20 protein-coding genes are annotated in these 21,591 nt (G+C 59.8%); 14 read left to right on the top strand and 6 right to left on the bottom strand.

Features of this window, described 5'->3' with window-relative positions:
- The first annotated feature begins 6 nt into the window (after window positions 1-6).
- Window positions 7-1,554, top strand: a complete 1,548-nt coding sequence (gene hutH / locus HKD31_RS10665; protein ID WP_062496351.1) for a histidine ammonia-lyase — start codon at window positions 7-9, stop codon at window positions 1,552-1,554.
- Window positions 1,555-1,577: 23 nt separating this feature from the next.
- Complete coding sequence (locus HKD31_RS10660; RefSeq protein WP_194265032.1) at window positions 1,578-2,723, top strand: alpha-hydroxy acid oxidase; 1,146 nt, start codon at window positions 1,578-1,580, stop codon at window positions 2,721-2,723.
- Here HKD31_RS10660 and HKD31_RS10655 read toward each other — a convergent pair.
- The 3 genes from HKD31_RS10655 to HKD31_RS10645 are packed head-to-tail and all read right to left on the bottom strand — an operon-like array spanning window position 2,716 to window position 5,820.
- The gene (locus HKD31_RS10655) at window positions 2,716-3,249 is read right to left on the bottom strand and encodes a HutD/Ves family protein (RefSeq protein WP_194265031.1); all 534 of its coding nucleotides are present in this window, start codon (window positions 3,247-3,249) and stop codon (window positions 2,716-2,718) included. The genes HKD31_RS10660 and HKD31_RS10655 overlap by 8 nt on opposite strands.
- Window positions 3,246-4,652 (bottom strand): FAD-binding oxidoreductase, encoded by a 1,407-nt coding sequence (locus HKD31_RS10650; RefSeq protein ID WP_194265030.1) that lies wholly within the window; start codon window positions 4,650-4,652, stop codon window positions 3,246-3,248. Before HKD31_RS10650 ends, HKD31_RS10655 begins: the two co-directional genes overlap by 4 nt.
- Window positions 4,653-4,665: 13 nt before the next feature.
- Window positions 4,666-5,820 (bottom strand): histidinol-phosphate transaminase, encoded by a 1,155-nt coding sequence (locus HKD31_RS10645; RefSeq protein ID WP_194265029.1) that lies wholly within the window; start codon window positions 5,818-5,820, stop codon window positions 4,666-4,668.
- Window positions 5,821-6,248: 428 nt separating this feature from the next.
- On the opposite strand from HKD31_RS10645, the gene HKD31_RS10640 reads away from it, so the two are divergent.
- The 7 genes from HKD31_RS10640 (at window position 6,249) to bfr (ending at window position 15,338) form a co-directional block, all read left to right on the top strand.
- On the top strand, window positions 6,249-8,774 hold the full coding sequence (locus HKD31_RS10640; protein WP_194265028.1) for a TonB-dependent receptor: 2,526 nt from the start codon (window positions 6,249-6,251) through the stop codon (window positions 8,772-8,774).
- Window positions 8,774-10,177 (top strand): purine-cytosine permease family protein, encoded by a 1,404-nt coding sequence (locus HKD31_RS10635; protein WP_194265027.1) that lies wholly within the window; start codon window positions 8,774-8,776, stop codon window positions 10,175-10,177. The genes HKD31_RS10640 and HKD31_RS10635 overlap by 1 nt, the downstream gene beginning before the upstream one ends.
- Window positions 10,152-10,673 carry a RidA family protein gene (locus HKD31_RS10630; RefSeq protein WP_194265051.1) on the top strand — a complete coding sequence of 174 codons (522 nt, stop codon included), beginning with the start codon at window positions 10,152-10,154 and terminating at the stop codon, window positions 10,671-10,673. The genes HKD31_RS10635 and HKD31_RS10630 overlap by 26 nt, the downstream gene beginning before the upstream one ends.
- A 119-nt stretch (window positions 10,674-10,792) precedes the next feature.
- A complete protein-coding gene (locus tag HKD31_RS10625; protein WP_194265050.1) occupies window positions 10,793-12,196 on the top strand; it encodes a M20/M25/M40 family metallo-hydrolase in 1,404 nt (467 codons plus the stop codon).
- A gap of 33 nt (window positions 12,197-12,229) precedes the next feature.
- A complete protein-coding gene (locus HKD31_RS10620; RefSeq protein ID WP_194265026.1) occupies window positions 12,230-13,720 on the top strand; it encodes an amidohydrolase family protein in 1,491 nt (496 codons plus the stop codon).
- Window positions 13,717-14,679, top strand: coding sequence for a GTP-binding protein (locus HKD31_RS10615; RefSeq protein ID WP_194265025.1), 963 nt, complete (start codon window positions 13,717-13,719; stop codon window positions 14,677-14,679). The genes HKD31_RS10620 and HKD31_RS10615 overlap by 4 nt, the downstream gene beginning before the upstream one ends.
- Before the next feature lie 170 nt (window positions 14,680-14,849).
- Window positions 14,850-15,338, top strand: coding sequence for a bacterioferritin (gene bfr, locus HKD31_RS10610; protein ID WP_062496331.1), 489 nt, complete (start codon window positions 14,850-14,852; stop codon window positions 15,336-15,338).
- 56 nt (window positions 15,339-15,394) lie between these two features.
- Here the strand turns inward: bfr and HKD31_RS10605 are convergent, their stop codons facing one another.
- Window positions 15,395-15,595: a (2Fe-2S)-binding protein gene (locus HKD31_RS10605; RefSeq protein WP_024717021.1), complete on the bottom strand. Its 201-nt coding sequence runs from the start codon at window positions 15,593-15,595 to the stop codon at window positions 15,395-15,397.
- Window positions 15,596-15,685: 90 nt separating this feature from the next.
- A complete protein-coding gene (locus HKD31_RS10600) occupies window positions 15,686-16,150 on the bottom strand; it encodes an Lrp/AsnC family transcriptional regulator (RefSeq protein WP_062496329.1) in 465 nt (154 codons plus the stop codon).
- Between the two features lie 114 nt (window positions 16,151-16,264).
- Here HKD31_RS10600 and alr point away from each other — a divergent pair, with 114 nt between their 5' ends.
- From alr to HKD31_RS10575, 5 genes are all read left to right on the top strand, one after another.
- On the top strand, window positions 16,265-17,416 hold the full coding sequence (gene alr, locus HKD31_RS10595) for an alanine racemase (RefSeq protein WP_370543921.1): 1,152 nt from the start codon (window positions 16,265-16,267) through the stop codon (window positions 17,414-17,416).
- An 85-nt stretch (window positions 17,417-17,501) separates the two neighbouring features.
- On the top strand, window positions 17,502-17,948 hold the full coding sequence (locus tag HKD31_RS10590; protein ID WP_194265024.1) for an RrF2 family transcriptional regulator: 447 nt from the start codon (window positions 17,502-17,504) through the stop codon (window positions 17,946-17,948).
- A gap of 208 nt (window positions 17,949-18,156) precedes the next feature.
- Window positions 18,157-18,474 (top strand): DUF2849 domain-containing protein, encoded by a 318-nt coding sequence (locus tag HKD31_RS10585; RefSeq protein WP_194265023.1) that lies wholly within the window; start codon window positions 18,157-18,159, stop codon window positions 18,472-18,474.
- Window positions 18,471-20,144, top strand: coding sequence for a nitrite/sulfite reductase (locus HKD31_RS10580; RefSeq protein ID WP_194265022.1), 1,674 nt, complete (start codon window positions 18,471-18,473; stop codon window positions 20,142-20,144). The genes HKD31_RS10585 and HKD31_RS10580 overlap by 4 nt, the downstream gene beginning before the upstream one ends.
- The gene (locus HKD31_RS10575; RefSeq protein ID WP_194265021.1) at window positions 20,131-20,577 is read left to right on the top strand and encodes a DUF934 domain-containing protein; all 447 of its coding nucleotides are present in this window, start codon (window positions 20,131-20,133) and stop codon (window positions 20,575-20,577) included. The genes HKD31_RS10580 and HKD31_RS10575 overlap by 14 nt, the downstream gene beginning before the upstream one ends.
- Here HKD31_RS10575 and HKD31_RS10570 read toward each other — a convergent pair.
- Window positions 20,574-21,551 carry a magnesium transporter CorA family protein gene (locus HKD31_RS10570; RefSeq protein ID WP_194265020.1) on the bottom strand — a complete coding sequence of 326 codons (978 nt, stop codon included), beginning with the start codon at window positions 21,549-21,551 and terminating at the stop codon, window positions 20,574-20,576. The two genes, HKD31_RS10575 and HKD31_RS10570, sit on opposite strands and share 4 nt — an antisense overlap.
- Between the last annotated feature and the right edge of the window lie 40 nt (window positions 21,552-21,591).

Below are 21,591 nucleotides of genomic sequence, written 5' to 3'. Positions count from 1 at the left end.
ACCATCATGACAACCAGCATTTTTACACTCACGCCCGGCAAGATCACGCTCAGCGACCTGCGGGGCTTCTATTTCGGCCAGCAGGATGTCCGCCTGGACGACGGGACCTTTGAGGCCCTGCAGCGTGCAGCGGAGTCTGTGGAGCGCATCGTCGGACGTGGCGAGCCTGTCTATGGTGTGAATACGGGTTTCGGAAAACTCGCGAAGACCCGTATTCCCGATGACCGTCTGCGCGATCTTCAGCGCAATCTGGTGCTGAGCCATGCTGCGGGGATCGGCCAGCCGATGCCGGAGCGTGTGGTCCGCCTGATCCTGCTGCTCAAGGCCAATGGTCTGGCGCGAGGCTATTCGGGTGTACGTCCGCAGATTGTGCAGCTTCTGCTGGACATGCTGAACCAAGGTGTCGTGCCTGTCATTCCGGAGAAGGGATCGGTTGGCGCTTCGGGCGATCTGGCTCCGCTGGCGCATATGTCGGCTGTGGTGATCGGCGAGGGCGAGGCATTCTATCAGGGTAAGCGCCTCAAAGGCGACGAAGCCCTGAAGGCCGCCGGGCTTGAGCCTCTGGTTCTGGGTGCCAAGGAGGGGCTGGCCCTTCTGAACGGTACGCAGGCCTCCACGGCGCTGGCGATTGCGGCGCTTCTGGATGCCGAGCGATTGTTTCATGCGGCCCTCATCACGGGTGGCCTGACGCTTGATGCGGCGCGGGGTACGGATGCGCCGTTCGATCCGCGTCTGCATGAACTGCGCGGTCAGAAAGGGCAGATCGAGTGTGCTGCGGTCTATCGCGCGTTGATGCAGGGTTCTGCCATCCGGGCGTCGCATCTTGAAGACGACGAGCGGGTTCAGGATCCGTACTGCCTGCGCTGCCAGCCTCAGGTCATGGGGGCCTGTCTGGACAACCTGCGTCAGGCGGCGCGGGTTCTGGTGATCGAGGCGAATGCGGTTTCGGACAATCCGATCCATTTCCCGGACACGGACGAGATGATCTCGGGTGGCAACTTCCATGCGGAACCTGTGGCGATTGCCGCGGATCTCATGGCGATTGCCGTCTCCGAGGTCGGGGCGATTGCGGAGCGGCGTCTGGCGCTGCTGGTCGATGCGCAGATGAGCGGTCTTCCGCCGTTCCTGGTGCAGGACAGCGGGCTGAACTCCGGCTTCATGATCGCACAGGTGACGGCTGCGGCTCTGGCGTCCGAAAACAAGACGCTGGCCCATCCGGCGAGTGTGGACAGTCTGCCGACTTCTGCCAACCAGGAAGATCACGTCTCCATGGCGACGTTTGCCGCGCGTCGCGTCGGCGATATCGTGGACAATGTCCGGACGATCATTGCGGTTGAATATCTGGCGGCCGTGCAGGGGCTGGATTTCCTGGCGCCGCTGGAAACATCCGCGCCGCTGCTTGAAGTCGCGAAGACGTTGCGGAAAACTGTGCCCTTCTTTGCCCAGGACCGGCTGTTCACGCCGGACATGGAAGCTGCCCGCGCGCTCATCATCGATGGCGCTCTGGGAGGCTGTGTCGGGTCGGGCGTTGCCCTGCCTGCTCTTGAGGGCTGATCGGGACAGGAGAAGAACGGGGAATGAACCATCACGGCATTGCGGCTCTGCATCGTCGGGCTGACAGGGTTCTTCCCCGTATTTTCCGGGATTATGTCAACGGTGGCTCCCATTCGGAGCGCACCGTCCGGGCCAATCGCCGGGCCTTTGACCGCTGGGCGGTTGTTCCGAAATGTCTGGTGGATGTTTCGGACTGCGATTTGTCCGGGTCTTTTCTGGGAGCCACGCATCGGCTCCCGTTCATGTTTGCGCCGCTGGGGTTTGGCGGCCTGATGTGTCCGGACGGTGAAATCCGGGCTGCGCGGGTCGCGGCTTCGGCGGGGTTGCCGATGGCGGTGTCCACATTCGCCATCCAGTCGCTGGAAACGCTCTCCCGGGTGCCGGGCGTGACGCTCGCGGCACAGATCTATGTCTTTCGTGACCGGGGCATTACCCGTGACATGCTGCGCCGGGCGGAGAGCTGCGGCATCCGGAACATCATCCTGACGGTTGATACGCCGATCACGCCGCTCCGGCTGCGCGATGTGCGCAACGGCTTTCGCAATCTGACGCGCCCGTCCCTGCGACATGTGCTGTCCATGGCCGCGCATCCGCGCTGGACGGCGGGGATGCTACGGAACGGGATGCCGAAAATCGGCAACCTGGCGCCTTATGGCATGGGTAGTAACCTGATGGAGCAGGCCAGGAATGCTGCCTCCCAGATCGATCCGACGCTGACCTGGAAGGATCTGGACTGGCTGCGCTCCGTCTGGTCGGGGCAGCTTGCCGTGAAGGGGATCATGGACGCCGGGGATGCGCTGTCCTGCCAGAAGGCGGGGGCGCAGACGGTGATCGTTTCCAATCATGGGGGACGGCAGATGGACCCGGCCCCGTCTTCGCTTTGCGTCCTGCCAGACATCGTTGAGGCCCTGAAGGGGGAGACGGACGTCATTCTTGACGGCGGGGTCCGCTGGGGCGGGGACGTCGTGACCGCACTGGCGCTGGGCGCGAAGGCCGTGGGGATCGGGCGTCCCTGGGCCTGGGCGCTTGCTGCTGGCGGCGAGAGAGGGGTTCGCAGTCTGGTGGACGGGTTGGGCGGTGAGATCCGTGATGTCCTGCGTCTGGGCGGGATGGTGGATCTTGCGTCGCTGCGGGCGCAGGGAGCGGCAGCGCTCCGGCCGGTCAGGTGACGGCGTAGGCGATCTGACCCGCTTTCAGGACGGTGAGTTCAAAGGGGACTTCGCTCAGAAGGATGTCTCCCGGTGCGAGCGTATAATGCTGCTCTTCGGTCGTAACGTCCCAGTGTCCTTCTACGGCGATAAAACTCAGCAGACCATCTGAAGGAAGATTTTCCGGCGTGATGGCGGTCAGGTCCGGGCCTGTCCTGTTCGCGGGGCGCATCAGGTTCAGGACTTCGACCGGGCCGTCCAGAGGTACGCCTGTCAGGGGCAGGTCGCCACTGAACTGGATCACGCCGCCGGGCTGATCCAGCAGAAGAGGCGGAGCGCCCGAAACGGGAAGAAGCCGGACGCCGTTCCCCGTCAGAAGTCCCATCTGTCTGAACAGACCGGCAAAGCTGGAAAACGGTGAGGACCGGGTGATGCTGGCGACGCTGAGGCGCCATTCCGGCTGTTCGGTCAGCAGGCGGGTGGTGCCGGCTCCATTTTTCCATGGGCTTGCGGGCATGGTGTGCAGACGGATGTGTCGGATGCTCATGAGGCGTCTGCGGGAACGAGTTTTCCGGGGTTGAGGATGTTCTTCGGGTCCAGTGCGGTCTTGATGGCGCGCATGACGGAGAGGGCGGCAGGCTCGTGCTCTTCGGTCATGAAGATCTGTTTTGCGAGGCCGATTCCGTGTTCGCCACTTGCGGAACCGCCGAGCGAAAGGGCGCGGCGGATGATTTTATGGTCCAGTTCAAGGGCGCGCTTTTCGGCATCGGTGTCATTGGGCGGGATCAGAATGACGGTATGGAAATTGCCATCACCGACATGCCCGACAATGGGGGCCAGCAGGCCGGAAGCGTCGATATCGGCTCTGGCGCCGGTCATGAGTTCCGTCAGGGCGGCGATGGGGACGATGGCGTCCGTGGTGATCCCCCTGTAGCCGGGGCGATAGGCCATGCAGGCCCAGAAGGCGTCATGGCGCGCCTTCCAGAGCGTGTTGCGCTCCTCGGTCGCGGTGGCCCAGCGGAAGGACTGGCCGCCCTGGCCTTCCACGAGGTCGCGCAGCACCGTTTCCTGCTCCGCGACGCTGGCGGGGGAGCCTGTCAGCTCGAAGAACATGGTGGGGAGGGCTTCGTAGCCCGTGAGGTGGGAATACTGGATGCAGGCGTCCATCTGGACGTCGTCGAGCAGTTCCATCCGGCCGACCGTCAGGCCGCACTGGATCACGAGGACAGCCGTCTCCACGGCGCTGGCCAGTGTCGGGAACTGGCAGACCGCAGCCCCCACGGCCTCGGGGATGGGATGGAGCTGGGCCTGGACTTCCGTGATGACGGCCAGCGTGCCTTCCGAACCGATGAGCAGACCCGTCAGATCGTAGCCTGTGGCGGCCTTGCGCACGGCACCGCCCGTATGGAGGATGCGTCCGTCGGCCAGAACGGCCGCGAGGCCCAGCACGTTGGCGCGCATGGTGCCGTAGCGCATGGCGCCGGTGCCTGAGGCTCGGGTTGCGCACATTCCGCCAAACGTCGCTTCGCCGCCGGGATCGACCGGGAAGAACAGGCCCTGTGTCCGCAGATGGAGGTTCAGATCCTGCCGGGTCACGCCGGCCTGCACGCGGCAGGTCAGGTTCCCGGGCGAGACGTCGAGAATGTCCGTCATCATGGACAGATCGAGGCTGATGCAGTCCGGAACGGGCGTCAGCTGTCCTTCAAGGGAGGTGCCGCCGCCGAAGGGAATGACGGGAACGTTTTCCTCGTGGCAGATCCGCAGGGCGTCGGACACGTCCTGCGTTGTGCGGGCGAAGAGGACATAGGCCGGCAGCAGGGTTTGATCCGGGTGGCGCCATCCTTCGCCGTGGGCGTGATGATCGCGGACCGTCTCGTTGGCGGTCAGGCGATCTCCGAAAAGAGGGGCGAGACGCCGGGCGGCGCGTTCAGCAGCAGAGGGGCCGGTCATGGCGCGTTCCTTCTCAGGCTACGGAGGAGTGTGAGGGCTGACGGACGCGATCGAGGGCGGCAAGGAAGGCCTGGCTGTCTTCGGGACGCGCAATGCTGACGCGGATCCAGGTCTCGTAGCCCTTTTCCTTCCAGGGTTTGACGATGACGCCCTGTTTGAGAAGACGCTCGGCCAGGGCTGACGCGGATTCTCGGGCGTCGAAGAACAGAAAGTTGGCGAAGGACTGTGCGACGAAATAGCCTCGTTTTTCCAGAGCCTTTTTCAGCGCACATCCTTCGGCCAGGGTTGCGTCCACCGTTTTGTGCATGTGCTCCTGATCAAGCAGGCTCAGCCGGGCCATTTCCAGCGCAGCGCTGTTGCTGTTGAACGGATCGCGGACGCGCGTCATGACGGCGGTAAGGCCGGGATCTGACGTCAGCGCGTAACCCACCCGCAGCCCGGCCAGACCGTAGGCTTTCGAGAAGGTTCTCAGGACCATCCAGGGGCGCGACTGGTTTTTGAGAATGGTGAGGCTGTCGGCATAGTCCGGGCTGGAGCGCGCATATTCCCAGTAGGCTTCATCGATGACGATCAGCGTGTCTGCGGGACAGGCGTCGATCAGGTTCTGCATGGCGTCGCCTGTCATCAGGCAGCCGACCGGATTGGACGGGTTCGAGAACATCAGCACCTTGAGAGGCCCGGATGTTACGGCCTGATGCAGCCGCGACAGGTCGAAACGGGCATCTGCCGTCATGGGAATGGCGTCTGCCCTGGCGCCCATCATCTGCGGCCAGATCAGATGCAGCCCGAAGGAGGGCAGAACCGTGACGAGGCGGTCTCCGGGGGAAAGGAAGGCTTCACAGATCATGCGGATGATCTGTTCAGAGCCGTTTCCGATAATAATCCGGTCAGTGTCGATTCCGGTCTGACGGGACAGTTCCTCCCGAAGCCCTTCGGCGGACGCGTCCGGATAGCGGAACAGGCTGGCGGCTATTCCGGTCCAGTGGTCCAGCGCCGCAGGAGACGGCCCATAAGGGTTTTCGTTGCTGCCCAGCTTGGTGATCCGCGGAATGCCGTATTTTGCCCGCACGGCGTCTTCTGACAGGCCCGCATTATAGACCGGCAGCTGACGGACTTCAGCCCGGGCCAGGGAGAGGGGAGAGGTCTGGCATTCAGGGGCGGTGTTCATGCGATGGCTCCACGGGAGGAAGGGGCGAGCGTCTGTATGGGGACGAGTGATCGAACTTGTAAATACAACCATAGATTCTTTGGGATATCCAGAGCCTGAAGAGGCTCCGGACGTGTTTTTCAGGCCTTTGCATGTGCTTTTTTTTAGGGAAATTTCCTTCCTGGATTTAGGCCTGACGGAAGGGAATAATATATTGATATAATTATGTATTTTAAGGTTTATGGGGTAAAAAAATATGTCGGGATGGGGTCTGCTGAAGGGGAAGAATTTCCAAAAAACCAGTTCGATATCAGAATAGACATAGACAACCTTTTTCCGGAATGACATGGTCTATCCCGAAAAGGCCGCATGCCTTTCGGTTTCCTCTGTAGCCTGTCAGTGACTGATGGTGTCTCCTTCAAACGACTGCTTTGGGAAAGTACGGGAATATGATGTCCAAGAATAACATTCCATCACCGGATCAGGATGCCTGTTGTTTTCCCGTCTCAGGAACCAGATTTCAGCCGGATCTGAAGCGAAAGGGTGCATCTTCGTTTCTGGTCTGGGTCCTCGCAACGACTGCATTTTCCTGCTGCGCGGCCCAGGCCGCAGACCCCAAGAAGCAGGCCCGTCCCATCGTCCATCACAATGCCGGTAAGGCTGCCCCGGTAGCACCTGTCCGCTCGAAAGCCGCGCGGGCCCATCGTGCGACGGCGCGTGAGGCGCTGGAAAGCGAGAGCATGCAGGTGACGGCCCACCATGTTCCTCACGGTGCCGTTACGACCGTCTCCTCCGAAGCGCTGGCGGACGCGGTGCCGGGCACCAACCCGCTCAAGGTTCTGGCACGGCAGCCAGGCGTCATGTTCCAGTCCGATGATCCGCAGGGCATGGATACCTGGTCCACCCAGTTCTATATGCATGGCTTCCTTCAGGATCAGATCGGCATGACGCTGGATGGCATTCCGCTGGGCGATCAGGAATTCCATACTTTCAATGGTCTGAACTCCGTCAATGCGATTTCGGCCGAGAATGTCGGGCGGATGGATGTTTCCATGGGTGCTGGTGCTGAAGCTGTTGCCAGCACCAGCAATCTGGGTGGTGCTGTCGAGTATGTTTCTTCTGATCCCAAGCACAAGGCCGGCGGTCTCGCATCGCAGACATTCGGTTCAAACAGCGGGTTTCACACATTCCTGCGGATGGATAGTGGCGATCTGAACAAGAGCGGGACGCGGTTTTACGTCTCCTATATGCGCAATTCGCAGAACAAGTGGAAAGGCGGTGGGGACCAGTTCGGTCAACAGGTCAACGCCAAATTCGTCCAGCCGATCGGTGAGCGCAGCAGTATTTCGTCTTTCTTCGATTACAACCTGACGCAGAGCTATTTGTATCAGGATATGTCCTTCGACATGCTCAAGAATGGCGGATATGGGATCGACAACTTTTACGGCACGCCCAACGCCTATAAGAAAGCCTATCTGTCTGCGCTTTCGGCAAACGGTCTGCCGGGTGGTGCGCTGCCGGCGGGTTATTCCAAAATGTCCGATCCGTGGGATGCATCCTATTACGATGGCGCACTGGTTGAACGTGACTATCTGGGCGGCCTGAAAGCCAATCTGGCTCTGACAGATCGGCTGCGTTGGGAAAGCGTGGTGTACGGGCATGGGCAGTATCTGCGCGGCACCTGGGCCAACCCGTATGTTTCTTCTCCCAATGGTGCGCCGCTGATCGATCAGGCGACCGTGACGCATTCCCAGCGCTTTGGCTTTACGTCCGCTCTTCATTACCAGATCGCACATAACGATATCAGCGGTGGCGTCTGGTACGAAAACTTCCATACGGATGTGGGACGTTTCGGGTATCAGGAGCCGCTTCTTTCGGATGTGGAATCCGGCAAGGCCAAGCCTGTTAATTCGGTCGGGGAACTTCCCGATCCTTACGCCACGCTGTGGGGGCAGAACCTTAATTCCAACAGTTTTACGGCTTTCGTTCAGGACACGTATCACGTTCTGCCCAACCTTTCCCTGCATTTCGGCTTCAAGTCGCTTCTGCAGACGGTGCGGGGTGGGCAGTATGCCAATGATGAGAGCTATACGGGTGTTGGCCAGATCGCAGGCGGCAGCATTACGACGGCCAAGGCGTTCCTGCCGCATATCAGCGGAGACTGGCATTTCCTGAAGCATCACGAGCTTTATTTCGATATTGCGGAGAACGTGAAGTCCTATCCTGTCCAGGCCTTCAAGGAAGGGGCGTCGCCCTTTTCCGTTTCACAGTCGGCGTATAACCAGTTGTTGCAGAATGGTGGTCTGAAGCCTGAGACGGACTGGAATTTTGCGGTCGGTTATCGTTTCACGCACAAATACGCTCTGGCGTCCGTGCATGCCTACAGAACGAATTTCCACAACCGTCTGCAGCAGGTGACGTCGGGTTCAATCGTCAACCCGGTGTCCACGGTTGCGAATGTGGGTGGCGTGACCATGAATGGCGTGGATGCCGGTCTGACGCTGATGCCCGTCAAGGGGCTCTCGCTGTACAACAGCATCAGCTACAACCATGCGACCTATGACAACAATGTTACGGAAGCGGGGACGACCTATCACATCAAGGGGCAGCAGATCGTTGCCTATCCGCGCTTCATGTACAAGGCGAGCCTGGCCTATGAGTGGCGGAACTTCTCCGCGCATCTCGATACCCAGTTCCTTGGTACGCGCAATTACAGCTATACAGGGGATATGAAAATTCCCTCTTACTGGATTGAGACGCTGGGTGCGCGGTACCGCTTCGGCAACCTTGGAAAATATTCCAGAAGTCTGGATTTCGTTCAGAACCTGACCTTCGAGTTCAATGTCTATAACCTGACGAACACGAAGTATATTTCCACGATGGGTGAGACGGGTGTGCCGATGTCGGGCGACTACCAGTCGTTCCTTGTGGGCGCGCCGCGTCAGTACTATGGCACGCTCAAGGCGGAATTCTGATGACGGAACAGGTGGGCAGGGCTGAATTCCATCAGTCTGTCGAGGTTCATACGATCTATCGGATCCCGACGGAACACCGGCATGGACGTGTCCGCGACCTGTTTACGGTCTGGTTCAGTACGAACATGACGCTCCTGACGATCGTAACCGGGGCGCTGGGACCGAAGATTTTTGATCTGTCGTTGATCTGGGCGATTGTCGCCGTGATTGCCGGCAATCTGGTGGGCGCGGTTTTCATGGCGCTCCATGCCGCGCAGGGTCCGGTTCTGGGTGTGCCGCAGATGGTGCAGAGCCGCGGTCAGTTCGGGGTCTGGGGTGCGGTTCCGATCATTGTTCTGGTCGTGCTGATGTATATCGGGTTCGCGGCTTCGAACTGTGTCGTGGGCGGTGAGGCTCTGGACGATGCCCTGCCTGTGCTGGGGCGGGTTCCGGCGGTTCTGCTGCTGGCCTTTATCAGTCTCGTTCCCTGTATTCTGGGGTACGGCGCGATCCATGCGTGTTCGAAGGCCGTGACATGGCTGTCCGGGATTGCGGTCATGTACTGTCTGGTGGTCGGGTTCTGGCACATGCCGGTCACGCTTCTGACGGAACTGCATGGCTCGGTCGCCGGTTTCTGCGGCATGTTTTCGATCGCGGCACTCTGGCAGATTGCCTATGCGCCGTATGTTTCCGACTCATCACGCTATCTGCCCGAGGACAGTCTGTCTGTCCGGAATACGTTCTGGGCGAGTTATGGGGGGACTGTACTGGGCACGATCCTGCCGATGGTCCTGGGGGCCTTTCTGGTCCTGCAATGGCCTGGCGAAAGTGTGGTGCAGTCGCTAGGGCATCTGGCGGGAGTGTGGGGCGCGCCGGTTCTGGTGGTTCTATCCCTGTCGATTGCCCTGGCCAATGCCATGAGTGTCTATTGCGGGGCGCTGTCGAGCATCACGATCATCCAGACCTTTCTGCCTGAATGGCGGGCCGCGTTGAAAAGCCGGGTGGTCCTGACTTGTGCACTGCTGGGTCTGTCGCTGTTTTTTGCGCTGGGCATGGCGGACAGCTTCATGAAGTCCTATGCGGCTTTTCTGGATATCCTGATGGCGGTCATGGTGCCGTGGACGGCGATTAATCTGTACGATTACTACGTCCTGCGTCATGGCGATTATGATGTTGAGTCCTTTTTCCGGAAGGACGGGGGCATATACGGCTACGTGAACTGGGCTGCGGTCGGAAGTTATGTTCTCGGCGTCCTCGTTGAAATCCCGTTTCTGAAGAATGAATTCTTCACGGGATTTTTTGTCCCTTACCTTCACAAGGTGGATGTTTCGTGGCTGGTCAGTCTTGTTGTGACCAGTCTGTTCTATGCGGCCGTATCCCGAAGGAGCAGTGTCGGTGATGTCTCCCGTCCTTCTTCCTGCTGATATGCGGCGTCGGTGGTGTCAGGTTGCTCTGCTTGCTGTCGGGGTAGCGGGGAGTGGGCAGGTTGCGTCGGCGCAGGGCGTGCAGCGTTATTCTGATCCGCAGGATGATTTTCCGATTTCGGCGGCTGTTCAGGTCCCGGCGGGAGCGGAGACGGTTTATGTCTCCGGTCTGGGGCCTGCGTCGGACAGGGCTTCCGGCACCACAACCGCGGAGCAGACCCGCAGTGCGCTGGATCAGATCTCGGCGGCGCTCGGGCATTTCGGGATGACATTGCAGGATGTCGTGCAGATGCATGTCTATCTGGTGGCTGATCCGCGGCTGGGCCACATGGATTTCGACGGCATGATGCAGGCTTATCGGGCCAGGTTCAGAAGCGGTTTTCCGGCGCGGACCGTTATCGAGGTTCCGCATCTGACCAATCCTCACTGGCTGGTCGAAATCGATGTCGTGGCATCGAGGAACGATGTGAATAAAAAACGTTTTCCTGCGAAATGATGTTCCCGCCGGGAGTTAGGAAGGCGGCGTCTGATCGTGGTTTCGTCTCTGGATTTTCAGGGCATCAAAAGGGGTAAGGCATGAACGTATTCAAGCGGACGCGGCTTTCTCGGAAGCGGATGGGCAAGGCCCTGCTGAAAAGCGGCTTTCTGCTGCTGGCCGGCGACCTGATGGTGGCTCAGGCGCTGAGTGCGCCGGCGGATCATCAGGCAGCGGCGGACCAGGCTCTGGATCTGGCTGAAAAATCCATTGCGCTGCGCTCGGTCGCGGGGCCGGGAAACCAGACGCCGCAAGTGGCTGCGCTGTTCCGCGATGCGCTGGTCAAGGGAGGTTTCGCCCCGTCCGATATTACGATCACGCCTTACAAGGACACAGCCTATCTGATCGCCCGCTGGCCGGGGCAGGATCCGTCCCTCAAGCCGCTGGTGATTTCAGGGCACATGGACGTTGTGGAAGCCAAGGCGTCGGATTGGACGCATGATCCCTTCAAGCCGCAGATCGAGAACGGCTATCTTCTGGGCCGTGGCTCCACGGATATGAAGCTGGATGACACGCTGGCGATTGCTGCTCTTCTGGAGCTCAAACGCGAGGGGTACAAGCCGCGGCGCGATATCATCATCGAGTTTTCGGGGGATGAGGAGACCACGATGGCGACGGGCGCCATCATCGCGGACAAGCTCTCCAATGCCGAACTGGTGCTGAACATGGACGGCGCGAACGGGACGCTTGATGAGAAGACGGGCAAGCCGGATTATTTCACCTGGGAAGGTGCGGAAAAGAATTATGCCGATTTCCGCCTGACCGTGACCAATCCGGGGGGACATTCCTCCGAGCCGCGTCCGGTGAATGCGATCGACGAGCTTGCGGCTGATCTTCTGCGGATTCAGCAGCACCGTTTCAAACCGGAAGTCAACGAGCTCAGCCGCAGCTATTTCCTGAATGCCGCGCGCTGGCAGAAGCCGGAGATGGCTGCTGCCATGAAGGCTTTTGCGAAAAACCCTGCGGATGAAAAAGCCATTCGCACGCTTTCTTCAGACCCCTCCTATATTGGTCGTATCGGAACGACCTGCGTCGTGACCATGATCGAGGGGGGGCATGCGCTGAATGCCCTGCCGCAGAAGGCGACGGCCGATATCAACTGCCGGATTTTCCCGGGCCATCCGCGGACAGCCATTATGGAAGAACTGCGTCAGGCTGCGCAGGATCCGTCCATGAAGATCGAGGATGCGACGGAAGGATCGGTTCAGACTGCTGCGTCTCCGATGCGTCCGGATGTGATCAAGGCGATCGAGCATGGGATGCAGGTTGCCTATCCGGGAGTTGCCGTTTTCCCGGCGCTGTCTTCAGGGGCGAGTGACAGCATGTGGTTCCGCTCGCATGATGTGCCGAGCTACGGGATCAGCCCGATTTTCATCAAGAACTCGGATTCCTTCATGCATGGCCTGAACGAGCGCACGCCTGTGGCCAGCATCGCGCCCGCCATCGAGGATCTGCTGGTGCTGTTTTCGGACCTGTCTCACTGAAAACGGCCCCGGATGGCGTGAAGGGATGAGGATTTGTTTGATCTCGTGATCCGTAACGGTTTGCTGGTTGATCCGGAAACGGGGCTGGAGCAGGTCGGCGATGTAGCGGTGCAGGGCGGGATCATCCAGCGTGTCGGCTCTTTTTCCGGCAATGCGCAGCGTGAAATCGATGCGACGGGGCTCGTGGTGGCACCCGGTTTCATTGATCTTCATGCCCATGGGCAATGTGTAGCCTCCGATCGCATGCAGGCGTTTGACGGGGTGACGACGTCTCTGGAACTGGAAGTCGGGATTCTGCCGGTTTCTGACTGGTATGCGCGCCAGCAGGAGCAGGGGCGGGTTCTGAATTACGGGGCCTCGGTTGCGTGGGCCTTCGCGCGGATCAGCGCGATGATCGGCCGGCCGGTGGAGCCTTCTCTTTCGTTCATGGGGAAGTGTTACGATGATCCCCGGTGGAGCGAGAATACGGCGAGTTCTTTGGAACTGCGGGATATTCTGTCGCTGGTCGGACAGGGATTGTCGGAAGGGGGGCTGGGGATCGGTATTCCCCACGCCTATGTTCCCGGCGTCGGGGCGAAGGAACTCGTGGATCTCTGTACGTTGGCGAAGCGTCATGAGGTGCCGACCTATACGCATATCGCATACTCCTCGAATATCGATCCGCGCAGTTCGATTGAGGCCTATACCCGTCTGATCGGCTATGCGGGGGCGACCGGTGCGCACATGCATATCTGTCATTTCAACAGCACGAGCCTGCTCGATATCCGGCAGGCGGCGGAGCTTGTGTCCACGGCACAGAAACAGGGGCTGAACATCACGGTCGAGGCCTATCCGTATGGAACGGGCTCCACGGTGATCGGGTCGCCGCTTTTTGGCGAGGCGGCGTTCAGGGAGCGGACGGGCAGTCCCTATACGGCAATCCAGCGGGTCGATGACGGGCATCGGTTCGAAAGCCGTGAAGAGGTTCTGGACGTGCAGCGGGAGCGGCCTGATACGCTCGTGCTCTGGCATTTTCTGGATGTGGAGAGCGATCCGTCGGCGCAGGATCTGCTGGATGTGTCGGTTCTTTATCCGGGCGGGGTCATTGCCTCGGATGCCATGCCCTGGACGCTTCCGGATGGTTCCGTTTACGAGGGGCTGGACTGGCCTTTGCCTGAGACGGCGGTGGCCCATCCCCGTTCGTCGGGGACTTTTTCGCGGTTTTTGCGGGAATATCTGCGTGAGCGCTCCAGGGTTTCGTTATGCGAGGCCATGCGGCGCTGTTCGCTTGGCCCCGCGAAAATCCTCGAGACGGTTTCCCCGCAGATGCGCCGGAAGGGGCGCCTTCAGGAAGGGTGTGATGCCGATATTGTCGTGTTCGATGCCGCCACGATTACGGATCGCGCGGATTTCGCGGTCATGAACCGTCCTTCGGAAGGGGTTCGTCATCTTCTGGTCAATGGTCAGTCCGTGATTTCCGGAGGCGAACTCAACCGGGACGCTTTCCCGGGACAGCCCGTCCGTGGACAATGCGGGGTGGTGTGAGCCGGGAAGCTGGTCTGGGAGAGGCTGCGGCCGTTCCGGTGCATGTGGTGGGCGGCTTTCTTGGGGCCGGGAAAACCACGCTGCTCAACCGGCTGCTCCGAGCGCAGCAGCATCGGCGTCTTGCCATTCTCGTCAATGATTTCGGCGCGATTGATATTGACGGGTTGCTGGTGGAGCGGCGGGATGAGGATGTTCTGGCGCTGAGGAATGGTTGCATCTGCTGTTCCCTGCAGGCTGATCTGTTCTCTACGCTGAGAATGGTTCTGTCTCGTCGGCCGTTGCCTGAGGCCATTTTTATCGAATGCAGCGGGGTTTCGAAACTTCAGGAAATGCGCAGGGCGCTGGCAGATCCCATTCTTTGGCAGTATGCGGCCCTTGAAGGGGTGATCTGTGTCGTCAATGCAGCCGATGTGGTTGCACAGGCAAGAGTGACTGAAGATCCTCTGTGGAAGGAGCAGATCCTGTTTTCGGACATGATCGTTCTTTCCCATACGGATGAACTCGGGAAAACTGGTGTCCGGGATGCAGAAGACCGGCTCAGGGAAATCGGGCGGGGGATACCGGTCCTGCCTTTTTCAGACAGCCTGCTGACGCATGAGGGGCTTTTTCGTCCCCTGGACCGGAAAACGGAAAAATCCCTTTTCCGGACTGAAGGGGAGAGCATTGATGATGATTTCGTCAGCCTTGAATGGCGGCGGGAGTCTCCGCTGGACCTAGCGGGTTTTCGCGCGGTGATCGAGCGACATGCTTCGGTTCTGCTTCGGGCAAAAGGTATCCTCTATCTTGCCACCGCTCCGCAGCGTGCGCTGCTTCTACAGATGACGGGATCCCGGATTACCATCGGGCGGGCACCGGAGAAGGCTCAGTCCGATCCAGCCACCCGGCTTGTGTTCATTGGTCGGAAAGGGAAGTTCGATCCGCAGGCGCTGAAGACTGATCTTGACGATATTGCTGTCTGAAGAACCGCTGTCGGAAATCTACCACTCAGAAAGAGTGTCTCGATAGGCTTCCACTCATTTCTGAGTTGTCTGATTCTGTATTGTGAGGGGGGGGGGGATGTGGAGGGAATATGATTTTCCTTTGTTCTCCGGGTTCGATATCTTCATCTTTTTTCGGAGAGTCTGGGACCATGGCTATCAAAGATCCTGTTGTGATCGAGCATCTTAATACGCAGCTTACGAATGAGCTGACGGCGATCAACCAGTATTTCCTTCATGCCCGGACGCTGCGGCACTGGGGTGTGACGCATCTGGGGAAGAAGGAATATGACGAGTCCATTGAGGAAATGCATCATGCAGACTGGCTGATCGAGCGGATCCTGTTCCTGGGTGGTCTGCCGAATGTCCAGCGTCTGAACCCGATTCTGATTGGTCAGACGGTTCAGGAAATCCTGGAATGCGATCTGAAGCTTGAAGAGAAGGCTATTCAGGATCTGCGGGAAGGGATCGCTTATTGTGAAAGCGTCCGGGACTATGTCTCGCGCGATCTGCTGCTGAAAATCCTCGTCAACGAAGAAGAGCACGAGGACTTCATTGATCGCCAGTTCGACCTGATCAAGCAGGTTGGGATCGAGCGTTATATCCAGAAGAACTCCGCTTCGGCACCCGATCAGGACTGAAGCAGCGTCAGAGTAAGTAATATCTTCGAGCAACCCGGCATTGTCCGGGTTGTTTTTTATGCGGCGTTGAGATGTGTCTGTTCAGACTGGGCTTTCTGAAGGGCCGAGCGCAGCAGGCAGACGATGCCGGGGACGCAGTTGCCGCACTTGGCCTTGCATTTCCGGGCTGAGTAGATTTCCGCCGGTCGGGATGCTCCGTTGTGGATTGCGATTTCGATGTCCTGGTGGGACAGCGCGTTGCACGAGCAGACGATCATGGAGAAGCAGGCTTCCGTTCACTGGGACCGATGAAGCAAGCCTAGTGCAAATGCAAATGGTTCGCAAATGCATTTTTGATTTTTGGCGACTCAGGAGGAATCCTGGCTGATCCACCGCTGGACGACGGGGCGGATTGCGAAATTGCTCTGGATGCGGACGACGCCAGGGAGGCGGGAGAGCTCTTCCTTGTGGATGCGTTCGTAATCCGCCAGATCGCGTGCGGCGACGTGGAGCAGGTAATCGGCCTCACCCGTCATGAGATAACACTCCCGGACATCGGGGCATTCGCGGATACGGGCTTCGAATCGGCGGAGCGTTTCATCCGTCAGACGCTCAAGGGTGATCTGGACAATGACGGTGGTGAGTTTGTGGGCCGAGCGTTCGTCGATGACGGCTCGGTAGCCCCGGATAACGCCCTGTTCCTCAAGCAGGCGGACGCGTCGGAGGCAGGCCGACGGGGAGAGGCCCACACGCTGTGCCAGCTCGGCATTGCTGAGGCGTCCGTCGTGCTGGAGGATGCGCAGGATGGATTCGGTGATGCGGTCGAAGATCATGATGGAATTATCGGTCTATTTTCGCATTTTCGATCATAGATTTTTTGTTAACTGAAAGATTATGCGGTCGTCCGGCAGGATATTCTGATCAGGAAGGGGATAGTCTCATCTTTCATGATGAGCGCATGTCCTGATCCTCTGTGGCCTTCCTATCGCGCCGGTGCCCGCCTGAGGGTGGACCTCGACGCGATCGCTTCCAATTACCGATATCTTCAGACGCTGGCTTCAGGCGCTTCCTGTGCGGCGGTCGTCAAGGCGGATGCCTATGGGCTGGGAATCGAGCGGGTTGCTCCGGTTCTGGAGAATGCCGGAGCCACGGATTTCTTTGTCGCGCATGTCGATGAGGGCATCAGGCTGCGGTCTGTTGTGTCGGAAAAGGCCCGGATTACGGTGCTGCATGGTCCGCGTCCCGGGGCGTCCGGAGACTGTGTGCGTTATGGTCTGCGGCCTGTCCTGAACAGTCTTGAGCAGATAGCGCTGTGGCGTGACGAGGGCTCGCGGACAGACGTGCTCCCTGAAGCGGTGCTTCAGGTCGATAGCGGGATGTCACGGTTCGGCCTCTCCGGCACCGATCTTGAAATCTTGCAGGCAGATACGGGGCTTATGGAGGGACTGAAGGTCAGTCTTGTCATGAGTCATCTGGCCTGTGCCGATACGCCGGATCATCCGGCCAATCAGGCCCAGAAAGACCGGATGCTGCAGATGTCCGCTCGGCTGCCGCCTGCGCCGCTCAGTCTGTCGGCGTCGTCAGGGATTTTTCTGGGAACGGACTATCATCTGGATGTCGTGCGACCGGGTGCCGCACTGTATGGAATTGCACCCAACCGGACTGGCCCCAATCCGCTGTCGCCGGTGGTTCGGCTTCAGGCCCATGTTCTGCAGATCCGTGAGATCCTGCCGGGTGAGGGGGTTGGCTACGGCCTGACCTATCGGCCTGACCGGCCGCGCCGGATTGCAACGGTGGCTGTTGGATATGCGGATGGCTTTTCCCGGCTTGGGGCCGGACAGGGCTGTGCGTGGTTCGAGGAGATCCGTCTACCGATCCTGGGGCGGGTCTCGATGGATTCCCTGATCGTGGATATTTCAGATGTGCCGGAAGGAAAACTTGGTCCCGATATGATGGTGGATCTGATCGGACCCAGACGCAGTGTCGATGATGTCGCGGAAGCGGCGGGAACGATCGGATACGAGGTCCTGACGTCTCTGGGGCACCGTTTTTATCGGGAATATGTTGGAAATCATGAGAACCCCTCAGAGGGCGATTGACATTCCAGCATGGAAAACAAGATAGACGAAATGAAATCGGACTATGTCATGATGATATCGTCTGTCGCAGCAAATCGGAATTCTCATGTATCTCCGCCGTGATAGAGCTTTGACCGCCATATCCATCATGCTGGATGTCGCTTTTCATGCGGGTCGATCCGGGGTTGTGAGTGGTGCGGATATTGCCAGACGTGGCGACATGCTGCGTCGGGGGATCGAGCCCGTGCTGCAGGCGCTGTCCCGGGCCGGGCTGCTTTCCAGTGTCCGTGGCCCCAAGGGAGGCTATCGCCTCGGGCGGCCACCGCGGACCATTACGCTGAACGAGATTGTCCGGACTGTGACGGAAGATCCGGAAATGCCCGGGGACGGAATTAATCTTCTGAGGACCAAGGTTCTGGAGCCGTTCTGGCAGTCGGTGGATCAGGAGGTTTCGGAAAAGATGGCGTCCGTCACGCTGGAGCATCTGCTGCAGAATGCGGAAGAGGCGGGAATGCAGCGTCCAAGCCGGGCACCGATTTCTTTCTCCATATAACCAGTAAAAAAAGTATTTTGTAAAAACCACGAAATGCGTTTTACAGGGCTGGATATCTTACCATGATGGATCAATGTTTGATCCTGTGTGGTGAATTCCCTGTTCTCGATCTGCTTGCGTTCTGCTGTTCAGGCGCGGGAACAGGGGCGGATTCATGATGGGTCCGGTCTGAAGGTCAGGTCGGGATTCATCAGGAAGGTGAGCGCTGATGAAACGTCCTGTCCGACTTGAACCTGGCCAGAAGCTGGTTCTGACTGCCAACCGCCTTCTGGATGGGCGTACCGTCTGGTGGTGCGCGGACGGGACGTGGAATCTTCACATTGGATGCGCGGCGCTGCTGGATGCGGATGAGGCGGAAGCGTTGCTCTCCCGTGCGTCGGAACAGGCCCAACGTGATGGTGTGGTTGGTGTGTATGATACGGCAGTGCAGGCCGTTGTTCCACCAGAGCCTGTCACGGTTCGTGAAAAGATCCGGGCGCATGGCCCGACAGTTCATCCCGAATTTGCAGTGGAGACCGAACAGTGAGCATTCCTGTCGGCCATTACCAGTATGACCCGATAGACCGGGATTTCCTTCAGGCGCGGATTGCCGAGTTTGAGGGGCAGGTGCAGCGTCGTCTGGACGGAACGCTGAGCGAGGACGAGTTCAAGCCGCTGCGGCTGATGAACGGGCTCTATCTGCAGCTTCATGCCTACATGCTGCGGGTTGCCATTCCCTATGGGATTCTGGACAGTCGGCAGTTGCGGAAGCTGGGGGAGATCGCCCGGCGGTATGATCGCGATTACGGGCATTTCACGACGCGCCAGAACATTCAGTTCAACTGGATCCGGCTGGAGGATACGCCGGCCATCCTGCGGGAACTGGCCGAGGTGGACATGCATGCCATCCAGACCAGCGGGAACTGCATCCGCAATGTGACGGCGGATGAGTATGCGGGAGCTGCGGCGGATGAGCTGGTGGATCCGCGGGTTCATGCGGAGATCCTGCGTCAGTGGTCCACGCTGCATCCCGAGTTCACGTTCCTGCCGCGCAAGTTCAAGATCGCGATTTCGGGCAGCCCGAATGACCGGGTGGCGGCGCGTTTTCATGATATCGGAATTCTGGCGCGTCCGGGTGCGGATGGCGCGCCGGTGTTCCGGATTTTCGTGGGCGGTGGTCTGGGGCGGACGCCGATCATTGGCGAAGAGCTGTTCGACAGCGTGCGGGAAGAGCATCTTCTGGCGACGCTTGAGGCCATTCTGCGCGTCTATAATGCGCGTGGGCGGCGGGACAATATCTACAAGGCGCGGATCAAGATCCTGGTCCAGGCGATCGGGGTCGAGGCCTATCGCGAGGCTGTCGAGGCGGAGCTCGCGCAGATGGATCTGGAGCGGTATCGGCTGACGCCGGAGGCGGTTGCGGCGATCCGGTCGCGGTTTGCCGTGCCACAGCTTGAGGCTCCGGCCGATGCGGACGCTGTTCTGGCGCAGCAGCGGCGGGATGATCCGCTCTTTGACCGCTGGGTGCGAAGCAATACGCATGTTCACCGCGATCCGGGTCATATCATTGCCACCGTTTCGCTGAAGCCGGCGGGCGGGATTCCAGGCGATGCGACGTCGGCGCAGATCGCGCGTCTGGCGGATCTGGCGGATGCGTATTCGTTCGGGGAAATCCGGATTACGCATCTGCAGAACGTGGTTCTGGGGCATGTGCGTAAGGACCGACTGCGGGATCTGTGGCTGGGTCTGTCGGAAGTCGGGCTGGCGGAAGCGAATATCGGTCTGATTGGCGATATCGTGGCGTGCCCGGGGCTGGATTACTGTGCGCTGGCGAATGCGCGGTCCATTCCGATTGCGCAGAAGCTGGGGGCCCGGTTTGCGGATACGGCGCTTCAGGCGGAAATCGGGGCGCTGCGGATTAACATCTCGGGCTGCATCAATGCCTGCGGGCATCATCATGCCGGGCATATCGGGCTTCTGGGCGTGGACAAGCGCGGTGAAGAGTTCTTCCAGTTGACGGTTGGTGGCCGGGCCGAAAATGGCGCGGCGATCGGGACGATTCTGGGCGCGGCTCTGCCGGAAGACGAAACGGTGGATGCGATTGCACGGCTTGTAGACTGCTATCTCGGGCGCCGGGAGAGTGGGGAGACGTTCCTCGATACGCTGACGCGGCTGGGGCATGAGCCTTTCAGGGAGGCGGCATATGAAACTGTTTGAACTCGGCGAGCGGACGGCACAGGTTCATGATGTGCTGGTGACGCTTGCAGAACTGGCAGAGCGGGATGATGCGCGGGCGGTTCTGCTGGAAAGTGCGGATGATCCCGCGCTTCTGAAGCCGTATCTGAACCGGCTGGATCTTGTGGTGCTGCGGTTCCCGGGTTTCAGGGATGGGCGTGGGTTCACGCAGGCGCGGGAGCTTCGGGAATATCTGCGGTTTTCGGGCGAGATCCGCGCGGAAGGGCATATCCTGCCGGACCAGGCGGCGTTTCTGCGTCGCTGTGGGGTGGACAGTGTGGTTCTGCCGAAGGACGGCAATGGTGACCCGGCTTTGTGGGAAAAGCAGCTCCGGCAGTTTCCGGTGGCGTATCAGCGCTCGGTTCTGCCGGAGCGGTCCGTGGGGCCGGGGCTTCGGGTGGAAGAGGTGTCCTAGCGGGCGCCGAACCAGCCGCGGCGCCAGAACCAGAAGAGCGGCAGGACGACCGACAGGACCATGAGGGTCAGGCCGTAGGGGTAGCCGTATTTCCATGACAGTTCGGGCATGTTGTGGAAGTTCATGCCGTAGATGCCGGCGATCAGGGTTGGAAGGATGCCGATTGCGCTGACGACGGTCAGGACCTTCATGCCGTCATTCTGTTCGATGCTGATGAAGCCGAGTGTGGCGTCGAGCAGGAACTGGACCTTGTTGACGGTCTGGGCATCGAAGTCGTTGAGGGAGGCGATGTCGCGTCCTGCGACCTTGATGCGGGTTCTCAGGGCCTGGGGATCCTTTTCGGTCCTGTCGCCGATATAGATCAGGATCCGGTCCAGGCCGAGCAGGCTGTCGCGGGTCATGGAGGCAAGGTCGCCGCCATGGCCGAGGCGCCGCAGGGTTTCGCGCAGCATCTCGCCGGCCCGGGCGGGGTCACGGGGGCGGTCGGTGTTGAAGACCCGTTTGGAGATGGCGTCGAGGTCGCGGCCCAGGCCTTCCAGAATGTCTGCCAGACGGTTGATGACTTCCTCGATGATCTCGACGAGGATTTCGTTGGCGGAGGGCTCGCCTTTGGCGGGGTCGCGTTCGGCCTGACGGCGTCCGACGATGTCAAAGCCATAATAGTCGGCATAACGGACGGTGATGAGGCGCCTGTCGGTCAGGACGAAGCCGATTGGCAGGGAAAACGCCGTGTCTTCGGTGCGTCTGACGAGGGGGGTTGAAAGATAGAGGACCCCACCCTCTTCGTGATGGCGGGACGAGCTTTCGATTTCCTCAAGTTCCTCCCGGCGGGGGATATGGGTGCCAAGGGCCTTTTCAGCACGGTCGATTTCGTCCGCGGTCGGATTGATGAGATCGAGCCAGACCGCTTTGGAAATATCGACATCCGGTCCGATTTCCCGGGCCGGAACGCCAGCGGGGCGAACGAGGAACATCAGGCAGATCCTTGGGACAAATGAAATGGCTGTGAGGCTC

The organism is Gluconobacter potus (genome assembly GCF_015244705.1).
Lineage (GTDB): Bacteria > Pseudomonadota > Alphaproteobacteria > Acetobacterales > Acetobacteraceae > Gluconobacter > Gluconobacter potus.
Note: the sequence above shows the minus strand (reverse complement) of the source record. Positions and strands in the feature narration are given on the sequence as shown.

Bases quoted from the DNA above. Each gene is read 5' to 3' on its own strand.
- HKD31_RS10575 (WP_194265021.1), top strand. From the start codon at position 20,131: ATGAAACTGTTTGAACTCGGCGAGCGGACGGCACAGGTTCATGATGTG.
- HKD31_RS10635 (WP_194265027.1), top strand. From the start codon at position 8,774: ATGACGGAACAGGTGGGCAGGGCTGAATTCCATCAGTCTGTCGAGGTT.
- HKD31_RS10585 (WP_194265023.1), top strand. From the start codon at position 18,157: ATGAAACGTCCTGTCCGACTTGAACCTGGCCAGAAGCTGGTTCTGACT.
- HKD31_RS10605 (WP_024717021.1), bottom strand. From the start codon at position 15,595: ATGATCGTCTGCTCGTGCAACGCGCTGTCCCACCAGGACATCGAAATC.
- HKD31_RS10650 (WP_194265030.1), bottom strand. From the start codon at position 4,652: ATGACCGGCCCCTCTGCTGCTGAACGCGCCGCCCGGCGTCTCGCCCCT.
- HKD31_RS10640 (WP_194265028.1), top strand. From the start codon at position 6,249: ATGATGTCCAAGAATAACATTCCATCACCGGATCAGGATGCCTGTTGT.
- HKD31_RS10645 (WP_194265029.1), bottom strand. From the start codon at position 5,820: ATGAACACCGCCCCTGAATGCCAGACCTCTCCCCTCTCCCTGGCCCGG.
- HKD31_RS10660 (WP_194265032.1), top strand. From the start codon at position 1,578: ATGAACCATCACGGCATTGCGGCTCTGCATCGTCGGGCTGACAGGGTT.
- bfr (WP_062496331.1), top strand. From the start codon at position 14,850: ATGGCTATCAAAGATCCTGTTGTGATCGAGCATCTTAATACGCAGCTT.
- hutH (WP_062496351.1), top strand. From the start codon at position 7: ATGACAACCAGCATTTTTACACTCACGCCCGGCAAGATCACGCTCAGC.
- HKD31_RS10625 (WP_194265050.1), top strand. From the start codon at position 10,793: ATGGGCAAGGCCCTGCTGAAAAGCGGCTTTCTGCTGCTGGCCGGCGAC.
- HKD31_RS10590 (WP_194265024.1), top strand. From the start codon at position 17,502: ATGTATCTCCGCCGTGATAGAGCTTTGACCGCCATATCCATCATGCTG.
- HKD31_RS10655 (WP_194265031.1), bottom strand. From the start codon at position 3,249: ATGAGCATCCGACACATCCGTCTGCACACCATGCCCGCAAGCCCATGG.
- alr (WP_370543921.1), top strand. From the start codon at position 16,265: ATGATGAGCGCATGTCCTGATCCTCTGTGGCCTTCCTATCGCGCCGGT.
- HKD31_RS10600 (WP_062496329.1), bottom strand. From the start codon at position 16,150: ATGATCTTCGACCGCATCACCGAATCCATCCTGCGCATCCTCCAGCAC.
- HKD31_RS10630 (WP_194265051.1), top strand. From the start codon at position 10,152: ATGTCTCCCGTCCTTCTTCCTGCTGATATGCGGCGTCGGTGGTGTCAG.
- HKD31_RS10570 (WP_194265020.1), bottom strand. From the start codon at position 21,551: ATGTTCCTCGTTCGCCCCGCTGGCGTTCCGGCCCGGGAAATCGGACCG.